This is a genomic window from Kitasatospora sp. NPDC059973 (assembly GCF_042737525.1).
GTDB lineage: Bacteria > Actinomycetota > Actinomycetes > Streptomycetales > Streptomycetaceae > Kitasatospora.
In genome coordinates this window covers 38,993-61,953 of the sequence record NZ_JBHWUI010000033.1, presented here as the reverse complement: position 1 = coordinate 61,953, position 22,961 = coordinate 38,993, and the positions used below count along the sequence as shown (strand labels likewise).

Here is a 22,961-nt window from a genome sequence, read left to right as displayed (position 1 = left end):
GTCCGGATCGGGCCGCGCCCACCGCCTTCTCGCCGTCCGGCGGCCGGCCGGGCCGCCCGGCGGCCGATTGCTTCGTACCGGGGGTTGATCCGGCGTCAGGAGAGCTCTTCACTTGTCATGGCACCGACGTCCATGATCCGCGCGCCGTGCCGCTCCACCCGCTCCGACGCCTCACCCGACGAGTCTGGAGATCCCCTCATGTCCGTGCCCCCTCTGCGGCGCGCCGTCGTGGCGCTCGCGGCCCTGCCGCTGCTGGCGCTCGGCGCCGGCCAGGCGCTGGCCGCCCCGGCCCCGGCACCGCACCCCACCGCTCCCGCCCAGGCGCCCGCCGCCCGGGCCACCGCCACCCAGGTGTCCGCGATCGAGGACGAGGTCGCCCGCGCGCTGGCCGGCGCCCTCACCGACGCCGCGCTGCGCGACCGGCTGCGGTCCGCGACCGCCGACGCGGCCTCCGGCGCCGCCGACCTCGGCCCGCTGGCCGCGGCCGCCCAGGGCCCCGCCGGCCGGCTCGCCGCCGCCACCGCGCAGGCGGACCGCCGGATCGCCGCCGCCAAGGGCCTCGGCGACCTCGGCCCGCTGCTGCGCGTCCAGTTGGCCGACCCGTCGATGCGGGCCGCGCTGGACGCGGGCGCCGCGCCGCTGGTGGCCACCGCCGTCGCCGACGACCACGCCCGCACCGTCCGCGCCTACGACACCGCTGGCCGGGCCCACGCGCTCGACGCCACGGCGGTGCCCGGGCAGCCGGTCTACCTGGTGGACATCGACACCGCCAGGACGCTGGCCGCCGGTATGGCCGTCCTCCAGCGGGAGTTCGGCGCACGCGGCCTCGACGCCGCGGGCGGTGCCGCCGCGGCGAAGGGGCCGGGGGCGGCGAACGGGCCGGAGACGGCGAACGGGCCGGAGACGGCGCAGGGACCGGGCGCGGCGCAGGCGGCCGGCGGCTGGTGGGCCACCAAGATCAGCGGCATCGAGGTCGCCGACGACGAGGAGCCCTGGTTCAAGGGCGCCGCCGAGATGTTCGGCCTGGTGACCGGCTTCGGCCAGGACGGCAAGGTCAGGGTCGACTCGGTCGCCATGCCGTACCTCCAGTACGACGGCACGGTGTACCACCCGAACCAGATCCTGGTGAACTGGTCGAACTACAAGTACAACCTGGCCGACGTCGTCCTGATGGAGGACGACGGCGACACCAACTACCTGGCGCTGGCCCAGGCGGTGGCCGCCGTCCTGCTCACCATCGCCGACCAGGGCGCCTACATCCCGCTGGTCAACGCCGTCCTGGCGGCCCTGCCGACCTCCTGGTGGGTCGACGACCCGGACTACGTCGAGTCCTGGTACACCCTCGCCCGGACCAGCTCGGGCCGGCTCAACGGGGCCCGCGGCAACGGCTGGATGACCGTCGAGCCGTACTTCGTCGAGCAGTTCTGACGTTCCGACGGTTCCGGCCGGGCGTTGAGGCGCCGGGTCGGCTCGGCGGTGCTCGGGTCCTCCGGCCACGGGTGGCGCGGGTAGCGCCCCCGCAGCTCGGCCCGGACGGCCCGGTAGCCCTCGCGCCAGAACGAGGCGAGGTCGCCGGTCACGGCCGCCGGGCGCCCGGCGGGGGAGAGCAGGTGGACGGTGAGCGGCACCCGCCCGCCGGCCAGCGCGGGCGCGGCGGCCCAGCCGAACAGCTCCTGCAACTTGACCGCCAGCACCGGCCGTTCGCCGCTGTAGTCGACCCGGATCCGGGAGCCGGACGGCACCGTGATCCGCTCCGGCGCCAGTTCGTCGAGCCGCCCGGCCGCGCCGCCCGCCCAGGGCAGCAGCCGCTGCAGGGCGCCCGCGGTGTCGATCCGGGCGAGGTCGGAGCGCCGCCGGGCGCGCGAGAGTTCGGGCTCCAGCCAGTCGTCCGCCCGGGCCAGCAGGGCCTCGTCCGAGACCGCCGGCCAGGGCTCGCCGAGCGCCGCGTGCAGGAAGGCCAGCCGCTCGCGCAGGCCGGCCGCCCCGGCCGGCCAGCTCAGCAGCTCACCGACGCCCTCCCGGGCCAGCCCCTCCAGCAGCGCGGCCCGCAGCAGCGCCGGCCGGGGCCGGTCCAGCGTCGCCGCGGCCAGCTCGACGGCGCCCAGCGACTCCACCCGCCGGGCGGTCACCTCGCGACGCCGGACGTCCCAGCGCACCTCCTCCCGGGTGGTCAGCAGCGGGGCCCCCGCCAGCCGGGCCGTCTCCTCGTCCAGTGCGGCCGCGTGCAGCACCCGCGCGGACGGCGAGCCGGCCGGCCGGTCCGCCGCCGCGACGGCCAGCCAGGGCACCGAGCCCAGCGCGGTGCCCGGCGCCAGCTCGGCGGCGGTGCCCGAGGCCATCAGGTACGGGCTGCGGGCTCCCGGTTCGGGCTTCTCCACCCGGGCCCGGGCGATCCGCTCGGGGAAGGCCAGCGCCACCACCAGACCGACCGCCGTCGCGTCCGGCAGCGGGGTCGCCGGGCTCCCGTCCACCCCGCGCAGCAGTCGCCGCACCTCCTCGCGCCAGCGGCCCGGGTACGGGTCACGGCCGTCCCGGACGGTCCGGAGCACGGCGCCCAGGTCGTCCCCGAGGGCGCGCGGCGGCTCCTCCGACAGCAGGGCCACCACCTCGGCGGCGCGCCGCGCGCCGACCGCCGGTGCGCCGTCCACCAGGGCGCGGGCGAGCCGGGGGTGGAGCCCCGTCCGGGCCAGCCGGACGCCGCGCGCGGTGGCCCGGCCGTCGGCGTCCACCGCGCCGAGCGCCCGCAGGGTCTGCCGGGCGGCGGCCATCGCCCCGGCCGGGGGCCGGTCGGGCAGCGCGAGCCCGGTCGCGTCCGGGTCGCCCCAGCAGGAGGCCTGGAGGGCGAACGGCGTCAGGTCGGCGAGCGCGATCTCGGGCGTCGGCCAGCGCGCGGCGAGGGCGTCCTCGGCCTCCGCCCAGCAGCGGTAGACGGTGCCCGGCGCCTCGCGCCCGGCCCGCCCGGCGCGCTGCCGGGCGGCGGCCAGCGACGCCCGGACGGTCACCAGGCCGGCCAGGCCGCGCGCGTGGTCGGTGCGCGGCTCGCGCGCCAGGCCGGCGTCGACCACGACGCGCACCCCCGGCACGGTCAGCGAGGACTCGGCGACGGCGGTGGACAGCACCACCCGGCGGCCCTCGCCCGCCGCGAGCGCCGCGTCCTGCACCGACTGCGGGGCCCGGCCGTGCAACTGGAGCACCTGCGCCGGGGCGTCCGCGAGCAGCCCGGCGACCCGGGTGATCTCGCCGACGCCGGGCAGGAAGCAGAGCACGTCGCCCCGGCACTCGGCGAGCGCCCGCCGGACGGTGGCCGCGACGTGCTCCAGCAGCGCCGGGTCGACCCGGGTGCCGTGCGCGGGCCGGACGGCCCGGGGCGGCGGCGCCCACACCACGTCGACCGGGTGCGAGACGCCGTGCGCCTCGACGACGGGCGCCGGGCCCTCGGCGCCGCCGAGCAGTTCGGCCCAGGCGGCGGTGTCCGAGGTCGCCGAGGCGCAGACGATCCGCAGCTCCGGCCGCAGCGCCGCCCGGACGTCCAGCAGGAAGGCGAGCGCGGTGTCGGCGTCCAGGTGCCGTTCGTGGCACTCGTCCAGCACCACCACGTCCACCCCGGGCAGTTCCTGGTCGCGCTGGAGGCGCTGGAGCAGGACGCCGGTGGTCACCACCTCGACCACGGTGTCCGGCCCGACCCGGCGCTCGCCGCGCACGGTGTGGCCGACCTCGGCCCCCACCGTCGAGCCGAGCAGCCAGGCCATCCGCCGGGCCGCCGCCCGCACCGCGAGCCGGCGCGGCTCGGCGACCAGCACCCGGCGGACCGGGCGGTCGCCCTCCTCGGTGAGCAGCCCGGCGAGGGCCAGCGGCACCAGGGTGGTCTTGCCGGTGCCGGGCGGGGCGGCCAGCGCGGCCACTCCGCGCCGGTCGAGCGCGCGGTGCAGGGCCGGCAGGGCGGTACGGACGGGCAGATCGCGCCAGGCGGGGTTCACCCGGACAGTCTCCCCGACTCCCGGACTCCCCGGCCTGGCCCGGCCCGGCTGCCGGCCCGGCCACGGCGGCCCCGACTCCCCGGCCCGGCCGCGCCGGGCGCCGGTCCGCCGACGCGGCCGGTCCGCTCAGTCCCGTTCGGAGACGAAGATCGCCGTGCCCGGGATCAGCCGCCCGCGCAGCGGCGACCAGCCGCCCCACTCCTGGTCGAGCCCGGCCGGCCACTCCGGCTCCACCACGTCCAGCAGCCGGAACCCGGCGCCGACCAGCTCGCGCACCCGGTCCCCGATCGTGCGGTGGTGCTCGACGTAGGTGGCCCGGCCCCGCTCGTCCTGCTCGACGTAGGGGGTGCGGTCGAAGTACGAGGCGGTGGCGGTCAGCCCCTCGACGCCGGGCTCGTCCGGGAACGCCCAGCGGATCGGGTGGGTCACCGAGAACACCCAGCGCCCGCCGGGCCGCAGCACCCGGCGCACCTCGCGCATCAGCGCGCCGGTGTCGGCGCTGAACGGCACCGCCCCGTACGCCGAGCAGGCCAGGTCGAAGGCGCCGTCGGCGAACGGCAGCACCGCCGCGTCGGCCTGGACCACCGGCACGGGCGCGCCGCCGCGGGCGAGGTCGATCCGGCGGGAGTGCTGGAGCTGGCGGTGCGAGATGTCCAGCGCGACCGGCCGGGCGCCCCGGGCGGCCAGCCAGCGGGAGCACTGGGCGGCGCCGGCGCCGATCTCCAGGACGCGGCGGTCCGCGACCTCCCCGAGCAGTCGGGCGTCGGCCTCGTCCAGGCCCTCCGGGCACCAGGTGAAGCGGTCGTCGCCGAGGAACTCGCCGTGCTCGTCCTGGTATTCGTCCGCGTTGCGGTCCCACCAGTGCCGGCTGGCCCGGCTGCTCTCGCCGGCCTCGGCCTCGCGCCTTAGCGCGTCGTCGCCGTCGTCGTCAAGATCATGCGGGTCGGACAGGGGGGTGGTGGCCACGGTGATAGAGCCCATCGCGTAGGGTGTGGTCTGCGGAAGCGCCGCTGCCGCGAGCCGGCCCGTCAGGGCCCGGATCCAGGCGGTGGCATCCGGGGAAGGGCTTCCTGCGGCCGCCACCATAGGTGCGCAATCGGAGGATATGGCCTGATCCATACCGGCCTCCACCGTCTTGGCGCCCTTGGCGTTGACCGTGCCTGGCCGTCCCCGTATGCTACAAGTTGCGCTGCGGGCCTGCGCGCCTCGGACGGAGCAGGTCGCGCTCGCATCTGTCGAAGACCCCACGGTCGCAAGACGGACATCGATTTCTCGCTGTGCGGGATGTTTCGGTGCGCCGTGTTCTTGGCTGTCCGGCTTTCGGTGGGAGCGATACGGGCCCTCCGCGTGGCATTACCTACGACTTCATGTCCGTACCGGAGCCCTTTTCCTAATGACGAGCCCCACCGACTCCTCCCTCAGCACCACCCCGCAGGTCGCGGTCAACGACATCGGCGACGCGGAAGCGTTCCTCGCCGCGATCGACGAGACCATCAAGTACTTCAACGATGGCGACATCGTCGAGGGCGTCATCGTGAAGGTCGACCGTGACGAGGTGCTCCTCGACATCGGTTACAAGACCGAGGGCGTCATCCCGTCCCGTGAGCTCTCGATCAAGCACGACGTCGACCCGCACGAGGTCGTCTCCGTCGGGGACAACATCGAGGCCCTGGTTCTCCAGAAGGAGGACAAGGAGGGTCGTCTCATCCTGTCCAAGAAGCGTGCTCAGTACGAGCGCGCCTGGGGCACGATCGAGAAGATCAAGGAAGAGGACGGCATCGTCACCGGTACCGTCATCGAGGTCGTCAAGGGTGGTCTCATCCTCGACATCGGCCTCCGTGGCTTCCTGCCGGCCTCGCTCGTCGAGATGCGCCGCGTCCGCGACCTCCAGCCCTACGTGGGCAAGGAGCTCGAGGCCAAGATCATCGAGCTGGACAAGAACCGCAACAACGTGGTCCTGTCCCGCCGTGCCTGGCTGGAGCAGACCCAGAGCGAGGTCCGCCAGACCTTCCTCACCACCCTGCAGAAGGGTCAGGTGCGCTCCGGCGTCGTCTCCTCGATCGTCAACTTCGGTGCGTTCGTGGACCTCGGCGGCGTCGACGGTCTGGTTCACGTCTCCGAGCTGTCCTGGAAGCACATCGACCACCCGTCCGAGGTTGTCGAGGTCGGCCAGGAGGTCACCGTCGAGGTTCTCGACGTTGACATGGACCGCGAGCGCGTCTCCCTGTCGCTGAAGGCGACCCAGGAGGACCCGTGGCAGCAGTTCGCCCGTACCCACCAGATCGGCCAGGTCGTTCCGGGTAAGGTCACCAAGCTGGTTCCGTTCGGTGCGTTCGTCCGCGTGGACGAGGGCATCGAGGGTCTGGTCCACATCTCCGAGCTGGCCGAGCGCCACGTCGAGATCCCGGAGCAGGTCGTCCAGGTCGGCGACGAGATCTTCGTCAAGGTCATCGACATCGACCTCGAGCGTCGTCGCATCAGCCTCTCGCTGAAGCAGGCCAACGAGGCCCTCGGTGCCAACCCGGCCGAGGTCGAGTTCGACCCGACCCTGTACGGCATGGCCGCTTCGTACGACGACCAGGGCAACTACATCTACCCGGAGGGCTTCGACCCCGAGGCGAACGACTGGCTGCCCGGCTTCGAGAAGCAGCGTGAGGAGTGGGAGCGCCAGTACGCCGAGGCGCAGTCCCGCTTCGAGCAGCACCAGGCCCAGGTCATCAAGAGCCGCGAGGCCGACGCCGAGGCCGCTGCCGAGGGTGGCGACGCTGTCGCCGCCGCCGCCGGTGGCTCGTACTCCTCCAGCAGCGACGAGGGCTCCGGCGCTCTCGCTTCGGACGAGGCCCTGGCTGCCCTGCGCGAGAAGCTGGCGGGCGGCCAGAGCTGAGCTCTCGCCCTTCGCTAGTGCCCTGCGCATAGCCGCTTGATCGATGAGCCCCACCCGGAACTCCGGGTGGGGCTCATTGTTTTGGGCATTCACTTATTTGTTCCTTATCCGCTGGATTTTTGTGATAAGGGGCTCATCGGGTGCCTATGGGTGATTCAGGACCTAGGCCCTACCTTGGGATGAGTTGCCCGACGGGCCGTTCACTCCGGCCCCACACGCTAGGCACCCCCCGCACATGCGCCGTAGCACCGCAGTGACACCCCCCACCCGCACGTCCGCCGGCCGTCAGGTCGACGGGCGGCTCGCTGCCCTCGGCCGGTTCTGCTTCCGGCACCGGCGGTGGGTCCTCGGTCTCTGGGCCGTCGTCCTGGTGGTCGGTGTCCTGATCGGCGGCCGGGTGTTCGAGGGGTCCGTCGCCGGTGCCTCCTCGGCCAGTTCCGAGGCCGACCGCGGCAGCGCGGTGGTCACCGCGGCCGACCCGGCCCGGGGCACGGTGACCGCGGTGGTGGACGGCAGGCCCGTCGACGACCCGGGGGTCCGGGACGCCGTCACCCGCGCCACCGCCGAGATCGCCGCACTGCCGGGGGTCTCCTCGGTCAGCGACGCCTACGGCCCCGGCCCGGCCGCCGCCGCGCTGCGCTCGGCCGACGGCGACGCCGGCTTGGTCTCGGTCCGGATGGCCGACGACAGCACCGCCGCGCAGACCGACGCCGTCGGCCAGCGCCTCGCCGGGATCCGGGCGGACGGGGCCGAGGTCACCGTCGGCGGCGACCTCGTGCTGGAGCAGGAGGTCAAGAAGCAGACCGAGAAGGACACCCGGTTCGGCGAGATCGTCACCCTGCCGCTCACCCTGGTCGTCATGGTGCTGGTCTTCGGCGGCCTGGCCGCCGCCAGCCTGCCGGTGATCGGCGCGGTCGCCTCGGTGGGCGGCGCGCTGCTGGCCATGTTCGGGTTCAGCAGGATCATGGACATCGACACCAGCGTGCTGCCGATCGCCACCGTGCTGGGACTGGGCCTGTCGATCGACTACGCACTGCTCATGGTGAATCGTTTCCGCGAGGAACGCGGGCACGGCGCGGGCATCGCCGCCGCCGTCGAACGGACCGCCGCCACCGCGGGCCGGACGGTGGCCTTCTCCGGACTGACCGTCGCCGTGGCGCTCTCCGGCCTCTTCGTCTTCACCAGCCCGGTGCTCGGCGCGGTCGCCGCCGCCGGAGCCAGCGTGGTGGTGATCGCCGTGGCCGCGGCCCTGACCCTGATACCCGCGCTGCTCGGCTTCGCCGGGAGCCGGATCAAGGCACCGAGCGCGCCCGTCCCCGACGAGGGCTTCTTCAGCCGCACCGTCCGCCGGGTCCGCAAGCGCGCCGTCCCGGTCGCCCTCGCCTGCACCGCGCTGCTGATGGCCGCCGGGGCGCCGTTCCTGCACGCCGACATGCGGACCTCCGGGGCCGCCGTGCTGCCCGCCTCCTCGGCCGGCCGGCAGGTCGCCGAGACCATCGACCAGCGCTTCCCGCAGTCCGCCCAGGCCCCGATCACCGTGGTCGTCGAGGGCGGCGCGCCGGTGGCCCAGGCGTACGCGGACGACGTGGTCGCCAAGCTGCCCGGAGTGGACGGCGTCCGGGCGGTGACCCCGGTCGGCGACCGGCTCTCCACCATCGACGTGCTGGTGCACGGCGACCCCCAGGGCGCCGAGGCCGAACAGGTGGTCAAGGAGCTGCGTGCCGACCGGAGCGGGCTCACCACCTACGTCACCGGCGGGGCCGCCTCGGTGGTCGACTTCCAGCACGAACTGCTCACCCGGGGCCCGATCGCGCTCGGCCTGGTGGCGCTCGGGACGCTGGTGCTGCTCTTCCTGATGACGGGCTCGCTGGTGATGCCGGTCAAGGCCCTGCTGATGAACCTGCTCTCGCTCGGCGCCTCCCTGGGCGCGCTCACCCTGGTCTTCCAGGACGGCTGGTTCAGCGGTCTGCTCGGCTTCAGCCCCACGGGCGGGCTGGAGACGTTCATCCCGGTGCTGGTCTTCGCCTTCGCGTTCGGCCTGTCGATGGACTACGAGGTGTTCCTGCTCGCCCGGATCAAGGAACTGCGGGACAAGGGGCACAGCTGTACCCGGGCGGTCGAACTGGGCGTCCAGCGCAGCGGGAAGATCATCACCTCGGCGGCCCTGCTGATGGTGATCGTCTTCGCCGGATTCGCGCTCGGCGACATGCTGATGGTCAAGCAGATGGGCATCGCGCTGGCCGTCGCCGTGGCGGTGGACGCCACCCTGGTCCGCTGCCTGCTGGTGCCCGCCGCGATGAGCCTCTTCGGCGAGTTCAACTGGTGGGCCCCGGCTCCGCTGCGGCGGCTGCACCGGCGGTTCGGCCTGAGCGAGCACGTCGAACTGCCGGCCATCGAGCCGGCCGTGCTGCCGGTGCCGCGGGCCCCCGTCCACGACCTGGCGGGCGCCGGGGTGGGCGCGAACACCTGATCAGCCGGGCTGCCGGAGCAGCGCGAGCCGGCTGGCGGTGCGGTCGAGGTCGCGCAGCAGACCGGAGCCGGCGGGCAGTCCGGCGAGCGGGTCGGCGCCGATCAGCACCAGGCGGGTGTCGCGGTCGCAGCAGACGTCGACCAGGTTGGCGAAGCGCTGGCGCGCGTCGGAGGAGGCGGTGGCCAGCGGCGGCACACCGTCCAGGACGAGCGTGGGAAAGCGCTCGGCGAGCGCCAGGTAGTCGGGTACGGCGGTGCGGCCCTCGCACAGCTCGTCGAAACCGAGCCAGACCAGGTCGTCGCGGACCGCCCGGGCCGGCAGCTCGCGGTGGTGCGCCGTCACCGCGGTGGCCTCCTCGGGCCGGGGCGGTGTGAGGCCCGCGGCCCGCTCCGTCCCCGGAAGCAGCCGGGCGCCGCGGGTGAAGCGCTGCCGGGCGTCCTCGGCGCGCGGCTGCCGCCGGAAGTCCACCGCCCCGCAGACGCCCAGGACGTCCATCCGTTCGGTGATCAGCCTGATCGTCGGCTCGAAGAGGTGGTGGTGGAGCGGGTCCGGCATCAGTCCGTCGGGCGGGTAGTTGGACGTGGTCACCAGGGTGGTCCGGCGGTTGAGCAGGGTGGTGAACAGACGGGCGACCAGCATGGCGTCGCCCGCGTCGTGGGCGTGGAACTCGTCGAAGACCAGCAGCCGGCAGTCCCCGAGCAGCTCGTCGACGGCCCGGTCGACCGCGGAGCCCGCCCGGTGGGCGTGGGACTCCTGCGCGACGCCCTCGTGCAGCCGGCGGAAGAAGTCGTGGAAGTGCAGCCGGCGCTTGCGCGGGGTGGGCAGGCCGTCGAGGAAGGTGTCCACCAGCCAGCTCTTGCCGCGGCCGACCGGTCCCCAGAGGTAGAGGTGCCGTGGTGGCTGCCGCAGCCGCCAGGTCGGGCGGGCCAGTTCCCCCGCGAGTCGGCTGAGCCGTTCGACCGGCGGTTCCTGCGCGGGGTCGAGCACGAAGCCGCGCTGCTCGGCGGCCCGGTGGAAGTGGCCCCGCATGGCCTCGTACTGCTGCTGAGCCCTGTCTGTCACGGGTTCGGACCCTAGCAGGACGTCAGAACCGCTCCCCGTCCGGGGAGTTGCCCGCCGCCGTGCGCGGCGGTCAGGGCAGGCGGCGCAGCAGGGCGACGGCGTCGCGGAGGGTCTCCCGCTCCCCGGGGGTGAGTCGGGCCTCGATGGCGGTGGCGATCCGGGCCTCGCGGCGGGCGCGCTGCTCGGCGAGGGCGGCGCGGCCGGCCCCGGTGGGGGAGACGAGCAGCTTGCGTCCGTCGGTGGCGTGCGGCTCCTGGGTGACCAGGCCGGCCCCGGTGAGCAGGGCGACCGTACGGGCCATCGACTGGTGGCGGACGCGCTGGCGGGTGGCGAGTTCGCTGACGGTGAGGGCCTGCCCGTCGCGGATCAGCAGGCCGAGGACGCCCGCCTGGTTCTGCGGCAGGGTGTCGCCGGGGCGGAGCGCGCGGACCAGGTCGCCGACGGCGGCGCGGAGGTCGGCGGCCAGTTCGAGGGTCTCCGGACGCGGAGCGGCGGCGGTGTCGCGGCCGCCTGCGGTGTCGCTGGTCATGGGAGAAGTCTATCGCTCAGGTGTCCAGCCAAACTGCACAGCTTTGCTGTACGGTTTTCCCATGCGAATCACCAAGTTCGGCCATGCCTGCGTCCGCCTGGAGCACGGCGGCACCACCGTCGTCGTCGACCCCGGAATGTTCACCGACCCCGCCGCCTTCGCCGGCGCGGACGCGGTGCTGATCACCCACGAGCACGCCGACCACTTCGAGGAGGCCCGGCTGCGCGCCGCCCTGGAGGCCGACCCGGCGCTGCGGGTCTGGACCAACCGAGCGGTCGCCGACCAGCTGGAGGGCGTCGCCCCTCGGGTCGCGGTGGTCGGCGAGGGCGACGCCTTCGAGATCGGCGGGATCGAGGTCTCCGTGCACGGCGAGTGGCACGCGGTGATCCACCCGGACATCCCGCCGGTGAAGAACATCGGCTTCCTCTTCGACGGCCGGCTCTTCCACCCCGGTGACGCGCTGACCGTGCCGCCGCACGTGGTGGAGACGCTGCTGCTCCCGATCGCCGCCCCGTGGACCAAGGTCTCCGAACTGGTCGACTACGTCCGGGAGGCGGGCCCGCGCCGGGCGCTGCCGATCCACGACGCGGTGCTCAGCCCGGCGGGCCTGGCCGTGCACACCCGACTGGTCGGCCCCGGCGGCCCGGGGACGGGCGCCGAGCTGCGCACCCTCGGGGACGGCGAGAGCCTCGACCTGGACTGAGCCCGGTCGGGGCTGACCGCGGGCCGGGGGCGCCGGTAGCCTGGCGCCATGCTGAAGATCGGACTGACGGGTGGCATCGGTGCGGGCAAGAGCGAGGTGTCGCGGCTGCTCGCCGCCCACGGCGCGGTGATCGTGGACTCGGACGTGATCGCCCGTGAGGTGGTCGCCCCGGGGACGGACGGTCTGGGCGCCGTGGTGGCCGAGTTCGGCGAGGGCGTGCTGCGGCCGGACGGTGCGCTGGACCGCCCGGCGCTCGGCGCCGTCGTCTTCGCCGACCCCGAGCGGCTGCGGGCGCTGAACGCGATCGTCCACCCGCTGGTCCGGGCTCGGTCCGCCGAGCTGGAGGCGGCCGCCGCCCCGGACGCGGTGGTGGTGCACGACGTCCCGCTGCTGGCGGAGAACGGCCTCGCCCCGCTGTACGACCTGGTCCTGGTGGTCGACGCCGACGACGAGGTGCGGATCGACCGGCTGGTCCGGCTGCGCGGCATGACCGAGGAGGAGGCCCGGGCCCGGATGGCCGCGCAGGCCTCCCGGGCCGACCGGCTGGCCGTCGCGGGCGTGGTGATCGACAACAGCGGACCGCTGGAGGCACTCGCCCCCCGGGTCGACGAGGTCTGGAACGCGTTGAAGGCCCGTCAGGGCTGACCCTTCTCGGAGTCGGCCGGGAAGGCGATCATGGGGGGATGGCCGATCACCCCGCTCCCGCCGCCGCTGCCGCACCCGCCGTCGCACCCGCCGCCGCTGCCGCGCCCGCTCCCGCACCCGCCGCCGCTGCCGCTCCCGCACCCGCCGCCGCTGCCGCACCCGCACCCGCACCCGCGCCCGCCGCTGCCGTTCGCCTCGCCGAGTACGCCCGGCGCGACCTCGAAGAGGTCCTGGGCGCCGGCGACGATCCCTTCGGGGTCGCGCACACCGGCCTGACCTGGCTGCCGAAGGAGATCCACTTCGGCGTCCGGGCGGCGGACGGCCGCCTGGTCGCCCACGCCGGCCTGCTGCCGCTGCCGCTGACGGTCGGCGGGACGGACACCGAGGCGGTGGGGGTCGGCGGCGTGGCCGTCGCCCCCGACGCCCGGGGCCGGGGGCTGGCCCGGGTGGTGGTCGGCGCGGCTCTGGCGCACGCCCGGACGCTGGGCCCGCGGTACGCGCTGCTGTTCTGCCGGCCGCCGCTGGTCGCGCTCTACGAGCGGCTCGGCTGGCGGGAGACGGCGGGTGAGGTGCTGGTGGAGCAGCCCGGCGGGCGGGTCGTACCGATGCCGCTGCGGACCATGTGGACACCGCTGACCGAGGGGGCGCGGCTGCCCGACGGGCCGGTGCGGCTGCGGTCGCTGCCGATGTGAGCCCGCCGTTCCCGCCCGCACCCCGGCGGCCGGCTCAGGTGCGGCCGGTTCAGGCGCGGGCGGCCGCGCCGGCGTGCTCGGCCGCCGCGGCGGCCAGCGCCCGGACGAAGGGGTGCGCCCGGGTGCCGTCCCCGGCCAGTTCGGGCTGGAAGAGCGAGGCCAGGAAGAAGGGGTGCTCCGGCAGTTCGAGGATCCGCGGCTCGCCGGCCTCGTCCGTACCGCTGAACCGCAGCCCGGGCGCGCGCAGCCGCTCCAGGTAGGCCGGGTTCAGCCCGTACTGGCAGTGGTAGCGCTCCAGCGTCCGGGTCTCCCCGAGCACGCGTTCGGCGAGGGTGCCGGGGGCGATCCGTACCGCGCCCTCGTGCCCGACCAGGGAACAGCTGAGCGGCACGATCACCAGGTCGTCCTCGTCGGGGTGGCTCTCGCCGTGCGCCGCGCCGTCGATGCCGCAGACGTTGCGGGCGTACTCCACCACGGCGTGCTGGAAGCCGGCGCAGGTGCCGAGGAACGGGATGCCCCGCTCGCGGGCGGTGCGGACGGCGGCCAGCGCGCCCGCTTCGCTGTGGTAGGGGCTGCCCGGGAGCAGCCAGACGGCGTCGAAGCCGTCGAGGGCGCCCGGTGCCCCGGCGTCCCCGGTGGGGATCCAGTAGGCGTCCAGGGCGAGCTGGTCGCGGGTGGCGAGGGCGTCGAGCAGCCCGGGCACGCGGGCGTGCGAGCGGACGGCGGGGGAGCGGTCGCCGACCAGGGCGAGGCGGGGGGTCAGATAGGTCATGCGGCTATCCTGACCCCTGACTCCGGATCAGCGCCAACGATGATCTCTTACCTTTGGATCAGAGGATCTGATAGCCATGGACCCCCAGCAGCTGCGCACCTTCGTCACCGTGGTCCGGCTCGGCTCCTTCTCCGAGGCGGCCCGTGCGCTCGGCTTCACGCAGTCCGCGGTCTCCCAGCAGATCGCCGCGCTGGAGGCCGATCTCGGGACGGTCCTGCTCGGCCGCCGCCCGGTCGGCCCGACCGAGGCCGGCGCGCGGCTGCTGGAGCACGCCGCCCCGCTGCTGGTGCGGCTGGACGCGGCGCGCGCCGACGTCGCACGCCTGGCGGGCACCCCGAGCGCCCTCCTGGTGCTCGGGGCCACCCCGCTGGCGGTCGGCGCCGCGCTCGGGAGCGCGCTGGCCGACGTGCGCCGGGAGTACCCGCGACTGGACCTCGTCGTGCGGGTCCTCCCCCCGCAGGCGCTGCCCGCCCAGGTGGCGACCGGCGAGGTGGACCTCGCCCTGATCGACGGGCTCGCGGCCCCGAGCGACCCCCTGCCGCTCCCGGAGGTCGGCCCGCTCGGCACGGTCGCGGTCGGGGAGCGGCCGCTCGCCGTCGCGCTGCCCGCCGGGCACCCGTTGGCCGGCCGCGCGGGTCTGGCCCTGGCCGACCTGTCCGCCGCGCGCTGGCTGGACGCTCCCGACCTGGCGCCGGACGCGGCCCGGCTGCGGGCCGCCACCGCCGTCGACGGGTTCCGCCCGGCCGCGCGCTACCTGGGTACGGACGTCCGGGGCCTGCTCGCCCTGGTCGCCGCCGGGCACGGCCTGGTCGTCCTCCCGGCCCCGGCGGCGGAGGGCGCGGCGGGCGTCGTCGCCGTGCCGGTCCGGGAGCCGCGGCTGGTCCACCGGACGGAGCTGGTGCACGGCAGCCTGCCGGAGGGTCCGGCGGCGCTGCTGGCCCGGCTGCTGGCCGGCTGACGGACTGTCGGTCGGGCGGTAGCCGGGCGGTCGGGCGGTCGGGCGGTCCGGCGGGGCGGTCGGGCGGTCCGGCGGGGCCGGTTCCGGCCGAGCCTCAGCCGACGACCGGCGCGCCGGGGCAGCACGGCCGGCCGAGCTCGAAGCAGACGTACTCCAGGCAGCCGAGGCAGATCGAGAGGTTCTCCAGCCGCCAGCGCTCGCCGTGGCAGGAGCAGTACGCCCGGCCGCGCAGCAGGGCGTCCCAGCCGGCCGCGCCGCCGTTCGCCCGGTGGGCGCTCGCCACGTACGCGGCCGTGGCGGCGTCGTGCGGCCGGCCCTCGCGGATAGTCCACAGGTGCCAGCAGTACAGGGCGAAGAACGGCTTCCCGTCCACCAGCCGGTCCGGGTCCCGCCCGTCGGCCTCCCAGGCCCGGACCAGGTCGCCGACCCGGTCGGCGAACGGCTTCCCGGTCGCGATCAGCGGCCAAGGCGCGGGCGGTGGAGCCGAGTTCGTCGGTCGGTCGTCGGTCATGTGCCACCCCTTCCGGCGCCCACCGTAGGGCATCGGCGTCCGGCGACGGCCAGGGGGGGCGGCGACGAGGAGTCCGCCTTCCGGTACCCCTCCCGGGACCACTGCCCCGGCGCGGTCCTGAGCTGCCTCGGCCGCGATCGCGCCCGGTGGTCGACGGGACCGCCCCCGGCCACCCGCCGGACCGACCGGCCGCCGCCGTACGGCCCGGAACCGGGCCCGGCTACCCTGGGCCGGAACCGAACGGGTGGAGGTGGGGGGCATGAAGCCCTTGCGCAGGGCTGTCCTGGCGGCGGCCGCCGTGCCGCTGCTGGCGCTGACGGCGTGCCAGAGCGGCGGTACGGGGATGGGGGAGGCCACCCCGTCGGCGGGTGCCACGACGGGCACCGGCGGGCCGACGGCCGAGGTGCGGTTCCCGGAGAAGGTGCTCCTCGACACGCTGCCCACCGCGACCGAGGTCGGCGGCCTGGTCCTCTCGGTGAGCACGCACGCCGGGACGCCGGACGAGCGCTGCGTCCTGGTCACCGTCGGCGCGGACGGCGCGGCGCGGAAGGTGCGCAGCTTCGCGGTCAGCAACGGGCTCGCCAAGCCGCCGACCAACATCCGCGGCTGTGCGACCCCGGCCGGCTTCACCGCCGGCTTCGCCGGGATGGTCGGCACCGCGCAGTACGGCTTCCAGGACGCGGACCACCCCGGTGAGCCCCGCGTCTCCGTGCTCGGCCAGGGCGGCCCGACCGACCTCAAGGACATCTCCGGCCTGCCCGCCGCCGGCGCGGGCACTCGCCAGAGCGCCCCGGTCGTCGACCCGGTGAGCGGCGAGGTCGTGCACTGGACCGAGTCGAGCGGTCCGGCGGCCGACGGGCGCCTGCGGGCCGTCCGGCCGGACGGCACCGGGGAGCACCCGGTCGAGGGGATCGGGGTGCGCGCCCCCGAGGCGCTCGCCTTCCTCGGCGGCCGGGTGGTGTCGGCGCAGGTGGCGAAGCGGGCGGTGGCCAACGGCGACGGCTCGCTGACGGTCGCCGCGGACGACCGGCGGACCGTCCGGGTCGGCCCGGTGGCCACGCTCGCCGCCAACCCGGTCGCGGAGGTCAGCGGCGGAGTACTCAACCCCAAGGCGCTGGTGGGCGACCGCCAGGTGCTCAGCGCCGACGGGCGCGAACTCGCGCTGGCCACCGTGGACACCGCCGACCCGGCCCACCCGCGGATCGCGCTCAAGCCGCTCGCCACCATCCCCGAGCAGTTCTGGGGGCCCGCCGCCGTCCAGGAGGAGGCGTTCGTGGTCGACCGCGCCGCCAACGCGGCGTACACCACCGTCCAGCACGGCTCGGAGAACCAGGGGCAGCGGGTGCTGGTCCTGCGGGTCGACCTCGCCACCGGCGCGGTGAGCGCGGTGGCGATGCTGCTGACCGACGGCGGGCGGGTGATGCCGCTCGCCGTCGTGGCGTAGCGGCACCACGCCCCCGGCACCACGCGAACCCCGGCACCACGCGAACCCCGGCACCACGCACTCCCGGCACCACGCGAACCCCGGCGCCCGGGCCTACTCGGCCGGGCGCCGGAACAGGGCGCTCAGCAGCACCGGGATGCCGAAGAGCGGCGAGTCGGGCCCGTGCGGCACCATCGGGCGGATCTCGATCTCGGTGAACTCCGAGAAGAGGTGGCGCAGTTCGTCCGGGGTGTAGGCGAGGCCGCCGTCCAGCCGGCCGTTGCGGTAGAGCTCCCGGTCGGGGAGTTCGGAGCCCATGGCGCCAGCCGCGAAGGCGTTCACGACGAGGTGCCCGCCCGGCTTCAACACCCGCTCCAGCAGGGCGAGGTAGCTGATCCGCCGATGCGGCGGGAGGTGGTGCAGGCAGCCCGAGTCGTACACCAGGTCGTACTGCCGGTGCGGGAGTTCGACGGTGAAGATGTTGCCGCAGTGGAAGCGCACGTCGGTGCCGGCCTCGCGGGCCCGTTCGCCGGCCCAGGCGACGGCGGTGGGGGAAAGGTCGACGGCGTCCACCTCGAAGCCCTGCGAGGCGAGGTGGACGGCGTTGCGTCCGGGGCCGGCGCCGAGGTCCAGGGCACGGCCGGGGGTGAGCAGGCCGCGGTCCAGGTAGGAGACGAGGTTCTCGTCGGGCTTGGGGACGAAGAAAGGGCGCGGCGCGGAGCGGTCCGCGTAGAACTGGTCCCACCAGTCGCGGGCCTGGTCCGTCCACCGGTCGGCGGCGGGGGGGAAGAGCTGGTCCAGCAGGTCCAGGACGTCGTCGGTGGTGCGGATGTCGCGGTGCATCTGGTCCTCTCCACGGGCGGACGCGGGGCCGTCCGGTCCCCTCGATTCTAGTCGCCGGAAGAGGGAAAGTGGCTGGTCGGAGGCCATTTTCCGGGCCGGTGGAGGCCGTGCCGGAGGCACCCCCGGCGGCCGCTGAGGGGGCGTGGGGAGCTGGGCGGAGGGGGCCGTTTCCCCAGCAGGAGGTAAAGCTCTCCGGGCCGTCACCGGCCGCCGATCCCCCCGCCGCCGGCCGCCCCGCCGCAGGCGTGGTCGAGCGCGTGGCCGATCGCGGTGGCGACGTCCTCGGCGACCAGGGTGGGCCGGTACGCGTCCTGCGCCCACGAGCGGCCGGCCGACACCCAGACGCTGCCCAGGCCGAGCGCGTGCGCGCCCGCGATGTCGGCGTGCGCCGAGTCGCCGACCATCCAGGCGCCGCTGAGCGGCTGCCCCACCGTCTCGGCCGCGGCCCGGAAGATCTCCGGAGCGGGCTTCTTGTGGCCGACGGCCTCGGAGACCACCCAGCCCTGGACGATCCGGTCGAGCCCAGTACGGCGGATCTTCGCCTCCTGCTGCCCGGTACGGCCGTTGGTGACGATGACGCACGCCCAGCCGTCGGCCCGGGCCCGGGCCAGTGCCCGGCGGGTGGGAGCGGCGAGCTCCACGAGGTCGGCGCCACCGTTGTCGAGCAGGGCGTCGACGGCGCTCGCCGGTACCGAACTCCCGTACCGGGCCGCCAGGGCGGCGGCCATCCGGTCCTCCGGGGTGTACCCGCTCGCGTCGAGCTCCGCGATCCAGCCGAGGTCGCTGCCGGGCAGGCCGTGCTCGGCCAGGAACGCCCGGGCGGAGGCCAGGAAGGCGGCATCACGGTCGATCAGGGTGTTGTCGAGGTCCAGCATCAGCAGCGGCATGACCGGCAGTAGACCACAGGCGTCGCCGGCGACTTCAGGGCCGGACGGTCAGCTCACCGGTGTGCAGGGCGGTCAGGAAGGAGCCCCAGGCGTCGGCGGTGAAGGTGAGGGAGGGGCCGTACGGGTCCTTGCTGTCCCGCACCGGCACCGCACCGGCGGCACCGTCCGCGACCTCCACGCAGTTCCCGCCCTCGCTGCCGCTGAAGCTGCTCTTGCGCCACACCAGGTCAGTCGTCATTTCCGTACCCCTCCGCGACGAGATCGTGCATCCAGGACAGGGACTCCTCGGCGTTCATGGCGGTCGACGCGAGCTGGTCGAACACGAGCACATGACGCGCGATGTCCGACTCCTTCTCCAGGTAGAGGCTGCTCGTCAATGCCTCGACATAGACGATGTCGCCCGGTACGTCGGCGAAGGAGAGAATGTGGAAGGCCATGCTCATGGCGGGGTGCGTTCCGGTGCTGAAGGGAAGCACCTGGATCGTGACGCTGGGCTTGTGCGCCAACTCGGCGAGATGGCGCACCTGGGCGCGCATGACCTCTGCCCCGCCGACCGCGCGGCGCAGGGCGGACTCGTTGAGGACCGCCTGGACGACCGGCGGATCGGCGCGCTGGAAGACCTCCTGGCGCTGGATCCGGAGTCTGACCCGGCGTTCGATCTCACCGTGCCCCTGCTCCGACGGCGAGATCCGGAACATGGCGCGGGCGTAGTCCGGCGTCTGCAGCAGCCCGGGGATCAACTCGGTCTCGTAGGCGCGTATGCGGGCGGCATCGGCCTCCAGCCCGACGTAGGTCTGGAACCAGTCGGGGAGGGCGTCCCCGTAGTCGTGCCACCAGCCCCGCTGGGTGCTGCGGCGGGTCAGTGAGATGAACTGCCGCCGCTCGAAATCGTCCCGGACGCCGTACAGTTCGAGCAGTGCGCGGACGTCCGATTCCTTCAGGGTGGTCTGGCCCGATTCGATGCGCGAGACCTTTGCGGCGCTGAATCCCAGGGTGTCGGCGACGGTTTTCGCCTGCAGCCCGGTCTGCTCGCGCAGGCGGCGGAACTCGGATCCGAGCCTACGCCGGAGCACGGTCGGGCTGTCCACTCTGGCCGCTCCTTGTCAGTTGACGTCGAGTCACAGTCTGCCACCTCCTCTCGTGATCACAAGAGTCTTACCAGTCCGCGCAATTCCATGCGTGCGAATGTGCGGAAGGCACGGGGTTCGGCGGAATTCCGGCGGGAGTGATGCCGGTGAATAGCCGGAATGCCGGGGTGGTGGTCGTGCCGGGAGCGGGAAGTCGGCCGGCCCGGATATTCACTCCGCGCGCGACCCGTCCGTGGCGGCCTGGCACGCGGGCGTCCGACCGTCTAGACAGGAGGGGTGAACAGAGAGACTCCCGGCCGTGTGGTGGCCGTCGGATCGGTGAACGCCGACCGGATCCTGCGCTGTCCCGTCCTGCCCGCGCCCGGTGAGACGGTGCTGGTGACCTCCGTCGACGAGGGTTTCGGGGGCAAGGGTGCCAATCAGGCGGTCGCCGCCGCCGCGCTCGGGGCGGCCACCCACCTGGTCGCGAGGGTCGGCGCGGACGACGCCGGCCGCCGGGCACTCGCCGAGCTGCGGCGCCGCGCGGTCGGCACCGGCATGGTGGGCGCCGAGGGCGCGGCCGCGACGGGGCAGGCCCTGGTCATGGTGGATCCCGGCGGGGAGAACAGCATCCTGGTGCTGCCGGGCGCGAACGCGCTGCTCTCGGCCGGGCACGTCGCCGACGCCCTCGCCGCGCTGCGGCTGCGCGCCGGCGACGTGGTGCTGACCAGCGGCGAAGTCCCGACGCCGTGCCTCGAAGCGGCGGCCGGGGCCGTCGCCGCGGTGCCGGGTGCGCGATGGGTGCACAACGCCGCGCCGGCCGGGGCGCTCCCGGCCGGGGCGGCCGGACCGGGCACCCTGCTCGTCGCCAACGCGGTCGAGGCCCGGCAGCTCACCGGCGACGACGATCCGGCCGGGGCGGCCCGGGCGCTGGCGGCGCTCGGCGGGGCCGCGGTGGTCACCCTCGGCGGCGACGGCGCCCTATTCGCCGAGGACGGCCGCGGCGAACGCGTGACGGCGCCGCCGGTGGCCGTCGTCGACAGCACCGGCGCCGGTGACGTCTTCTGCGGCGCGCTCGCCGCCGAACTCGCCCGCGGCCTCCCGCTCGCCCGGGCGGCGGCCACCGCGGTGGCCGCCGGGGCCTTCGCCGTCACCGCGCTCGGTGCCCGCGGCGCCGTGCCGGGCCGCGCCGACCTGGAGCGGCTGCTCGGAGGGTGAGGCCCGGGCCGTTCGCCGTCACGGCGCCCGGTGCGGCCGCCCTCGGCGTGCGTCGTGGGAGAGCGGTCAGTCGTCGGTGCCCGGTTCGGGGCCGGTGGCCGGGTCGCGGGTGAGCAGGTAGCGCGCGCCCGGGCCGGCCGCGGCGGCGCGGTCGGCGGCGTTGTACAGGGCGCAGCGGGAGAGCGAGAGGCAGCCGCAGCCGATGCAGCCGGTGAGCTTGGCCCTGAGCCGCTCCAGCTCGGCGATCTGCTCGTCGATCCGGTTCTGCCAGGACCGGGCGACGCCGTCCCACTCGGTGCCGGTGGGGGCGCGGTGCTCGGGGAGCCGGTCCAGGGCGACCCTGGCCTCGTCGAGGGAGAGGCCGACGCGCTGGGCGGCGCGGACGAAGGCGATCCGGCGCAGCGTGCCGCGGGTGAAGCGGCGCTGGCCGCCGGTGGTGCGGGTGGCGTGGATCAGTTCGAGCTTCTCGTAGTAGCGCAGCGCGGAGGTGGCGAGGCCGCTACGTTCGGAGAGCTGGCCGATGGTGAGCAGGTCGTGCCGGCTCGGTCCGGTGGAGGCTCCGGAGTTCTCGCCGCGGGCGGATGCGGGGGCGGTCATGCCGCTCACTGTAGCCGCTTGACTTCAAGCTGACTTCACGTTGCAGGATCGTCGGCATGACGACGAACACCGCCACCGCGGCCGGCTTCGAGCAACTCCCGGACCTGATCGGCCGGATGACCGGCGCCGAGAAGCACGGCCCGGCCGCCACCTCCACCCTGGACGTGCTCTGGGTGCTGTACGACCGCGTCCTGCGGGTCACCCCGGCCACCGCGGAGGACCAGGAGCGGGACCGCTTCCTGCTCTCCAAGGGCCACGGCCCGATGGCGTACTACGCGGTGCTGGCGGCGAAGGGCTTCATCGACCCGGAGCTGCTCCCGAGCTTCGGCGCCTACGACTCGCCGCTCGGCCACCACCCGGACCGCCTGCTGATCCCCGGGGTGGAGATCAGCTCCGGCTCGCTCGGGCACGGTCTGCCGCTGGCGGTCGGGACCGCGCTCGGGCTGCGCGCCCAGGGGCTCGACGACCCGGCGGTCTGGGTCCTGCTCGGGGACGCGGAGTTCGACGAGGGGTCGAACCACGAGGCGCTGGCCTTCGCCGGCGCGTACGGGCTGGACCGGCTGCACGTCGTCGTCATCGACAACTCCTCGGCCACGCACGGGTGGCGGGGCGGCATCGCGGCGCGCTTCGCGGGCGAGGGCTGGTCGGCCGAGACGGTGGACGGGCGCGACCACGAGGCGCTGTACGCGGCGTTCACCGCCGAGCACCCGGGGCGCCCGCGCGTCGTGGTGGCCCGGGTGGAGCCGAAGAACCCCTGAGCGCCGCCTCCGTCCGCCGCCCCGACAAGACTCCTCACCAGTAAGGGACTTCACCTCCATGGACACCATGCGCGAGCGCTTCGTCGACGTGACCGCCCGGCTGCTCGACGACGACCCGCGGCTGGCCGTCGTGCTGGCCGACATCAGCGCCTCGGGCTTCGCCCCCGCCGCCGAGCGCCACCCCGACCGGGTGGTCAACGTGGGCATCCGCGAGCAGCTGCTGATCGGCGCGGCCGGCGGACTGGCGCTCACCGGGATGCGGCCGATCGCCCACACCTTCGCCAGCTTCCTGATCGAACGCCCCTTCGAGCAGGTCAAGTTGGACCTCGTCCACCAGGGCGTCGGCGCGGTGCTGGTGAGCGCCGCCGGCTCCTACGACTGGCCCGCCGGCGGCCGGACCCACATGTCGCCGGGCGACGTCGCGCTGCTGGACACCCTGCCGGACTGGACGGTCCACGTCCCGGGGCACCCGGACGAGGCGGAGCGGTTGCTGCGGCACGCGGTGGCCGACGGTGACCGCAATGTGTACGTGCGGCTGTCCGAGCACCGCAACGCCTCGGCGGTACCGGTCGAGGCGGGGCGGTTCTCCGTCCTGCGCCGGGGCGCCAAGGGCGTGGTGCTCGCGGTCGGCCCGATGCTGGACGCCGTGCTGGCGGCCACCGAGGGGCTGGACGTCTCGGTGCTGTACGCGGCCACCGTGCGGCCGTTCGACGCGGCCGGGCTCCGGGCGGTGGTCGGCGGACGCGCGGACGTGGTGGTGGTCGAGCCCTACCTGGCCGGGACGTCCGCCGGGGAGGTGCACGCGGCGCTGGCGGACCGGGCGCACCGGGTGCTCGCCCTCGGGGTGCCGCGCGCGGAGCACCGGCACTACGGCTCGATGGCCGAGCACCTGGCCGCCTACGGCCTGGACGCGCCCGGGCTGCGGGAGCGGATCGGCACCTTCCTCTGGTGATCCGGCGGGCGAA

General features: G+C 75.0%; 22 protein-coding genes. 11 read left to right on the top strand and 11 right to left on the bottom strand.

The window, feature by feature from the left end; translation table 11 throughout:
• Window positions 1–198 precede the first annotated feature (198 nt).
• Entirely contained in the window at window positions 199–1,428 is a 1,230-nt protein-coding gene (locus tag ACFWA9_RS12295; protein ID WP_380386096.1) for a DUF3103 family protein, read from the top strand.
• On the opposite strand, the gene hrpB is transcribed toward ACFWA9_RS12295, so the two are convergent.
• The gene (gene hrpB / locus ACFWA9_RS12290; protein WP_380386093.1) at window positions 1,320–3,977 is read right to left on the bottom strand and encodes an ATP-dependent helicase HrpB; all 2,658 of its coding nucleotides are present in this window, start codon (window positions 3,975–3,977) and stop codon (window positions 1,320–1,322) included. The two genes, ACFWA9_RS12295 and hrpB, sit on opposite strands and share 109 nt — an antisense overlap.
• 126 nt (window positions 3,978–4,103) lie before the next feature.
• The gene (locus ACFWA9_RS12285) at window positions 4,104–4,958 is read right to left on the bottom strand and encodes a class I SAM-dependent methyltransferase (protein ID WP_380386090.1); all 855 of its coding nucleotides are present in this window, start codon (window positions 4,956–4,958) and stop codon (window positions 4,104–4,106) included.
• Window positions 4,959–5,370: 412 nt separating this feature from the next.
• Here ACFWA9_RS12285 and rpsA point away from each other — a divergent pair, with 412 nt between their 5' ends.
• Entirely contained in the window at window positions 5,371–6,861 is a 1,491-nt protein-coding gene (gene rpsA / locus ACFWA9_RS12280; RefSeq protein WP_329487183.1) for a 30S ribosomal protein S1, read from the top strand.
• Between the two features lie 235 nt (window positions 6,862–7,096).
• The gene (locus ACFWA9_RS12275) at window positions 7,097–9,331 is read left to right on the top strand and encodes an MMPL family transporter (RefSeq protein ID WP_380386087.1); all 2,235 of its coding nucleotides are present in this window, start codon (window positions 7,097–7,099) and stop codon (window positions 9,329–9,331) included.
• Here ACFWA9_RS12275 and zapE read toward each other — a convergent pair whose 3' ends face one another.
• Entirely contained in the window at window positions 9,332–10,393 is a 1,062-nt protein-coding gene (gene zapE / locus ACFWA9_RS12270) for a cell division protein ZapE (protein WP_380386084.1), read from the bottom strand.
• Window positions 10,394–10,463: 70 nt separating this feature from the next.
• Entirely contained in the window at window positions 10,464–10,922 is a 459-nt protein-coding gene (locus tag ACFWA9_RS12265; protein ID WP_359802412.1) for a MarR family transcriptional regulator, read from the bottom strand.
• A gap of 61 nt (window positions 10,923–10,983) precedes the next feature.
• Between ACFWA9_RS12265 and ACFWA9_RS12260 the strand changes: the two genes are divergently transcribed.
• Genes ACFWA9_RS12260 through ACFWA9_RS12250 form a run of 3 tightly spaced genes read left to right on the top strand, consistent with a single transcriptional unit; the run spans window position 10,984 to window position 12,962 of the window.
• A complete protein-coding gene (locus ACFWA9_RS12260; RefSeq protein WP_329487178.1) occupies window positions 10,984–11,625 on the top strand; it encodes an MBL fold metallo-hydrolase in 642 nt (213 codons plus the stop codon).
• A gap of 48 nt (window positions 11,626–11,673) precedes the next feature.
• Window positions 11,674–12,270 (top strand): dephospho-CoA kinase, encoded by a 597-nt coding sequence (coaE, locus tag ACFWA9_RS12255; RefSeq protein ID WP_329487177.1) that lies wholly within the window; start codon window positions 11,674–11,676, stop codon window positions 12,268–12,270.
• Window positions 12,271–12,308: 38 nt separating this feature from the next.
• Entirely contained in the window at window positions 12,309–12,962 is a 654-nt protein-coding gene (locus tag ACFWA9_RS12250) for a GNAT family N-acetyltransferase (protein ID WP_380386079.1), read from the top strand.
• A 49-nt stretch (window positions 12,963–13,011) separates the two neighbouring features.
• On the opposite strand, the gene ACFWA9_RS12245 is transcribed toward ACFWA9_RS12250, so the two are convergent.
• Entirely contained in the window at window positions 13,012–13,734 is a 723-nt protein-coding gene (locus tag ACFWA9_RS12245) for a hypothetical protein (RefSeq protein WP_380386076.1), read from the bottom strand.
• A 76-nt stretch (window positions 13,735–13,810) separates the two neighbouring features.
• Between ACFWA9_RS12245 and ACFWA9_RS12240 the strand changes: the two genes are divergently transcribed.
• The gene (locus ACFWA9_RS12240) at window positions 13,811–14,692 is read left to right on the top strand and encodes a LysR family transcriptional regulator (RefSeq protein ID WP_380386073.1); all 882 of its coding nucleotides are present in this window, start codon (window positions 13,811–13,813) and stop codon (window positions 14,690–14,692) included.
• 94 nt (window positions 14,693–14,786) lie between these two features.
• Here ACFWA9_RS12240 and ACFWA9_RS12235 read toward each other — a convergent pair whose 3' ends face one another.
• Complete coding sequence (locus tag ACFWA9_RS12235; protein WP_380386070.1) at window positions 14,787–15,203, bottom strand: hypothetical protein; 417 nt, start codon at window positions 15,201–15,203, stop codon at window positions 14,787–14,789.
• 259 nt (window positions 15,204–15,462) lie between these two features.
• Between ACFWA9_RS12235 and ACFWA9_RS12230 the strand changes: the two genes are divergently transcribed.
• On the top strand, window positions 15,463–16,647 hold the full coding sequence (locus tag ACFWA9_RS12230; protein ID WP_380386067.1) for a hypothetical protein: 1,185 nt from the start codon (window positions 15,463–15,465) through the stop codon (window positions 16,645–16,647).
• Window positions 16,648–16,740: 93 nt separating this feature from the next.
• Here the strand turns inward: ACFWA9_RS12230 and ACFWA9_RS12225 are convergent, their stop codons facing one another.
• The 4 genes from ACFWA9_RS12225 to ACFWA9_RS12210 all read right to left on the bottom strand — a co-directional run bounded on the left by ACFWA9_RS12225 (window position 16,741) and on the right by ACFWA9_RS12210 (window position 19,444).
• Window positions 16,741–17,469 carry a class I SAM-dependent methyltransferase gene (locus tag ACFWA9_RS12225; RefSeq protein ID WP_380386064.1) on the bottom strand — a complete coding sequence of 243 codons (729 nt, stop codon included), beginning with the start codon at window positions 17,467–17,469 and terminating at the stop codon, window positions 16,741–16,743.
• A 200-nt stretch (window positions 17,470–17,669) separates the two neighbouring features.
• Entirely contained in the window at window positions 17,670–18,356 is a 687-nt protein-coding gene (locus tag ACFWA9_RS12220) for an HAD family hydrolase (RefSeq protein WP_380386062.1), read from the bottom strand.
• A gap of 34 nt (window positions 18,357–18,390) precedes the next feature.
• Window positions 18,391–18,594, bottom strand: a complete 204-nt coding sequence (locus ACFWA9_RS12215; protein WP_352290277.1) for a DUF397 domain-containing protein — start codon at window positions 18,592–18,594, stop codon at window positions 18,391–18,393.
• Window positions 18,584–19,444: a helix-turn-helix transcriptional regulator gene (locus ACFWA9_RS12210; RefSeq protein WP_329487167.1), complete on the bottom strand. Its 861-nt coding sequence runs from the start codon at window positions 19,442–19,444 to the stop codon at window positions 18,584–18,586. The genes ACFWA9_RS12215 and ACFWA9_RS12210 overlap by 11 nt, the downstream gene beginning before the upstream one ends.
• A 276-nt stretch (window positions 19,445–19,720) precedes the next feature.
• Between ACFWA9_RS12210 and ACFWA9_RS12205 the strand changes: the two genes are divergently transcribed.
• Complete coding sequence (locus tag ACFWA9_RS12205; RefSeq protein WP_380386059.1) at window positions 19,721–20,641, top strand: PfkB family carbohydrate kinase; 921 nt, start codon at window positions 19,721–19,723, stop codon at window positions 20,639–20,641.
• A 66-nt stretch (window positions 20,642–20,707) separates the two neighbouring features.
• Here ACFWA9_RS12205 and soxR read toward each other — a convergent pair whose 3' ends face one another.
• Window positions 20,708–21,238, bottom strand: a complete 531-nt coding sequence (gene soxR, locus ACFWA9_RS12200; protein ID WP_329487165.1) for a redox-sensitive transcriptional activator SoxR — start codon at window positions 21,236–21,238, stop codon at window positions 20,708–20,710.
• Between the two features lie 56 nt (window positions 21,239–21,294).
• On the opposite strand from soxR, the gene ACFWA9_RS12195 reads away from it, so the two are divergent.
• Together ACFWA9_RS12195 and ACFWA9_RS12190 are read left to right on the top strand one after the other, a co-directional pair.
• On the top strand, window positions 21,295–21,996 hold the full coding sequence (locus ACFWA9_RS12195) for a thiamine pyrophosphate-dependent enzyme (RefSeq protein ID WP_352290285.1): 702 nt from the start codon (window positions 21,295–21,297) through the stop codon (window positions 21,994–21,996).
• Between the two features lie 58 nt (window positions 21,997–22,054).
• Entirely contained in the window at window positions 22,055–22,948 is an 894-nt protein-coding gene (locus ACFWA9_RS12190) for a transketolase family protein (RefSeq protein ID WP_380386055.1), read from the top strand.
• The last annotated feature ends 13 nt before the right edge of the window (window positions 22,949–22,961 follow it).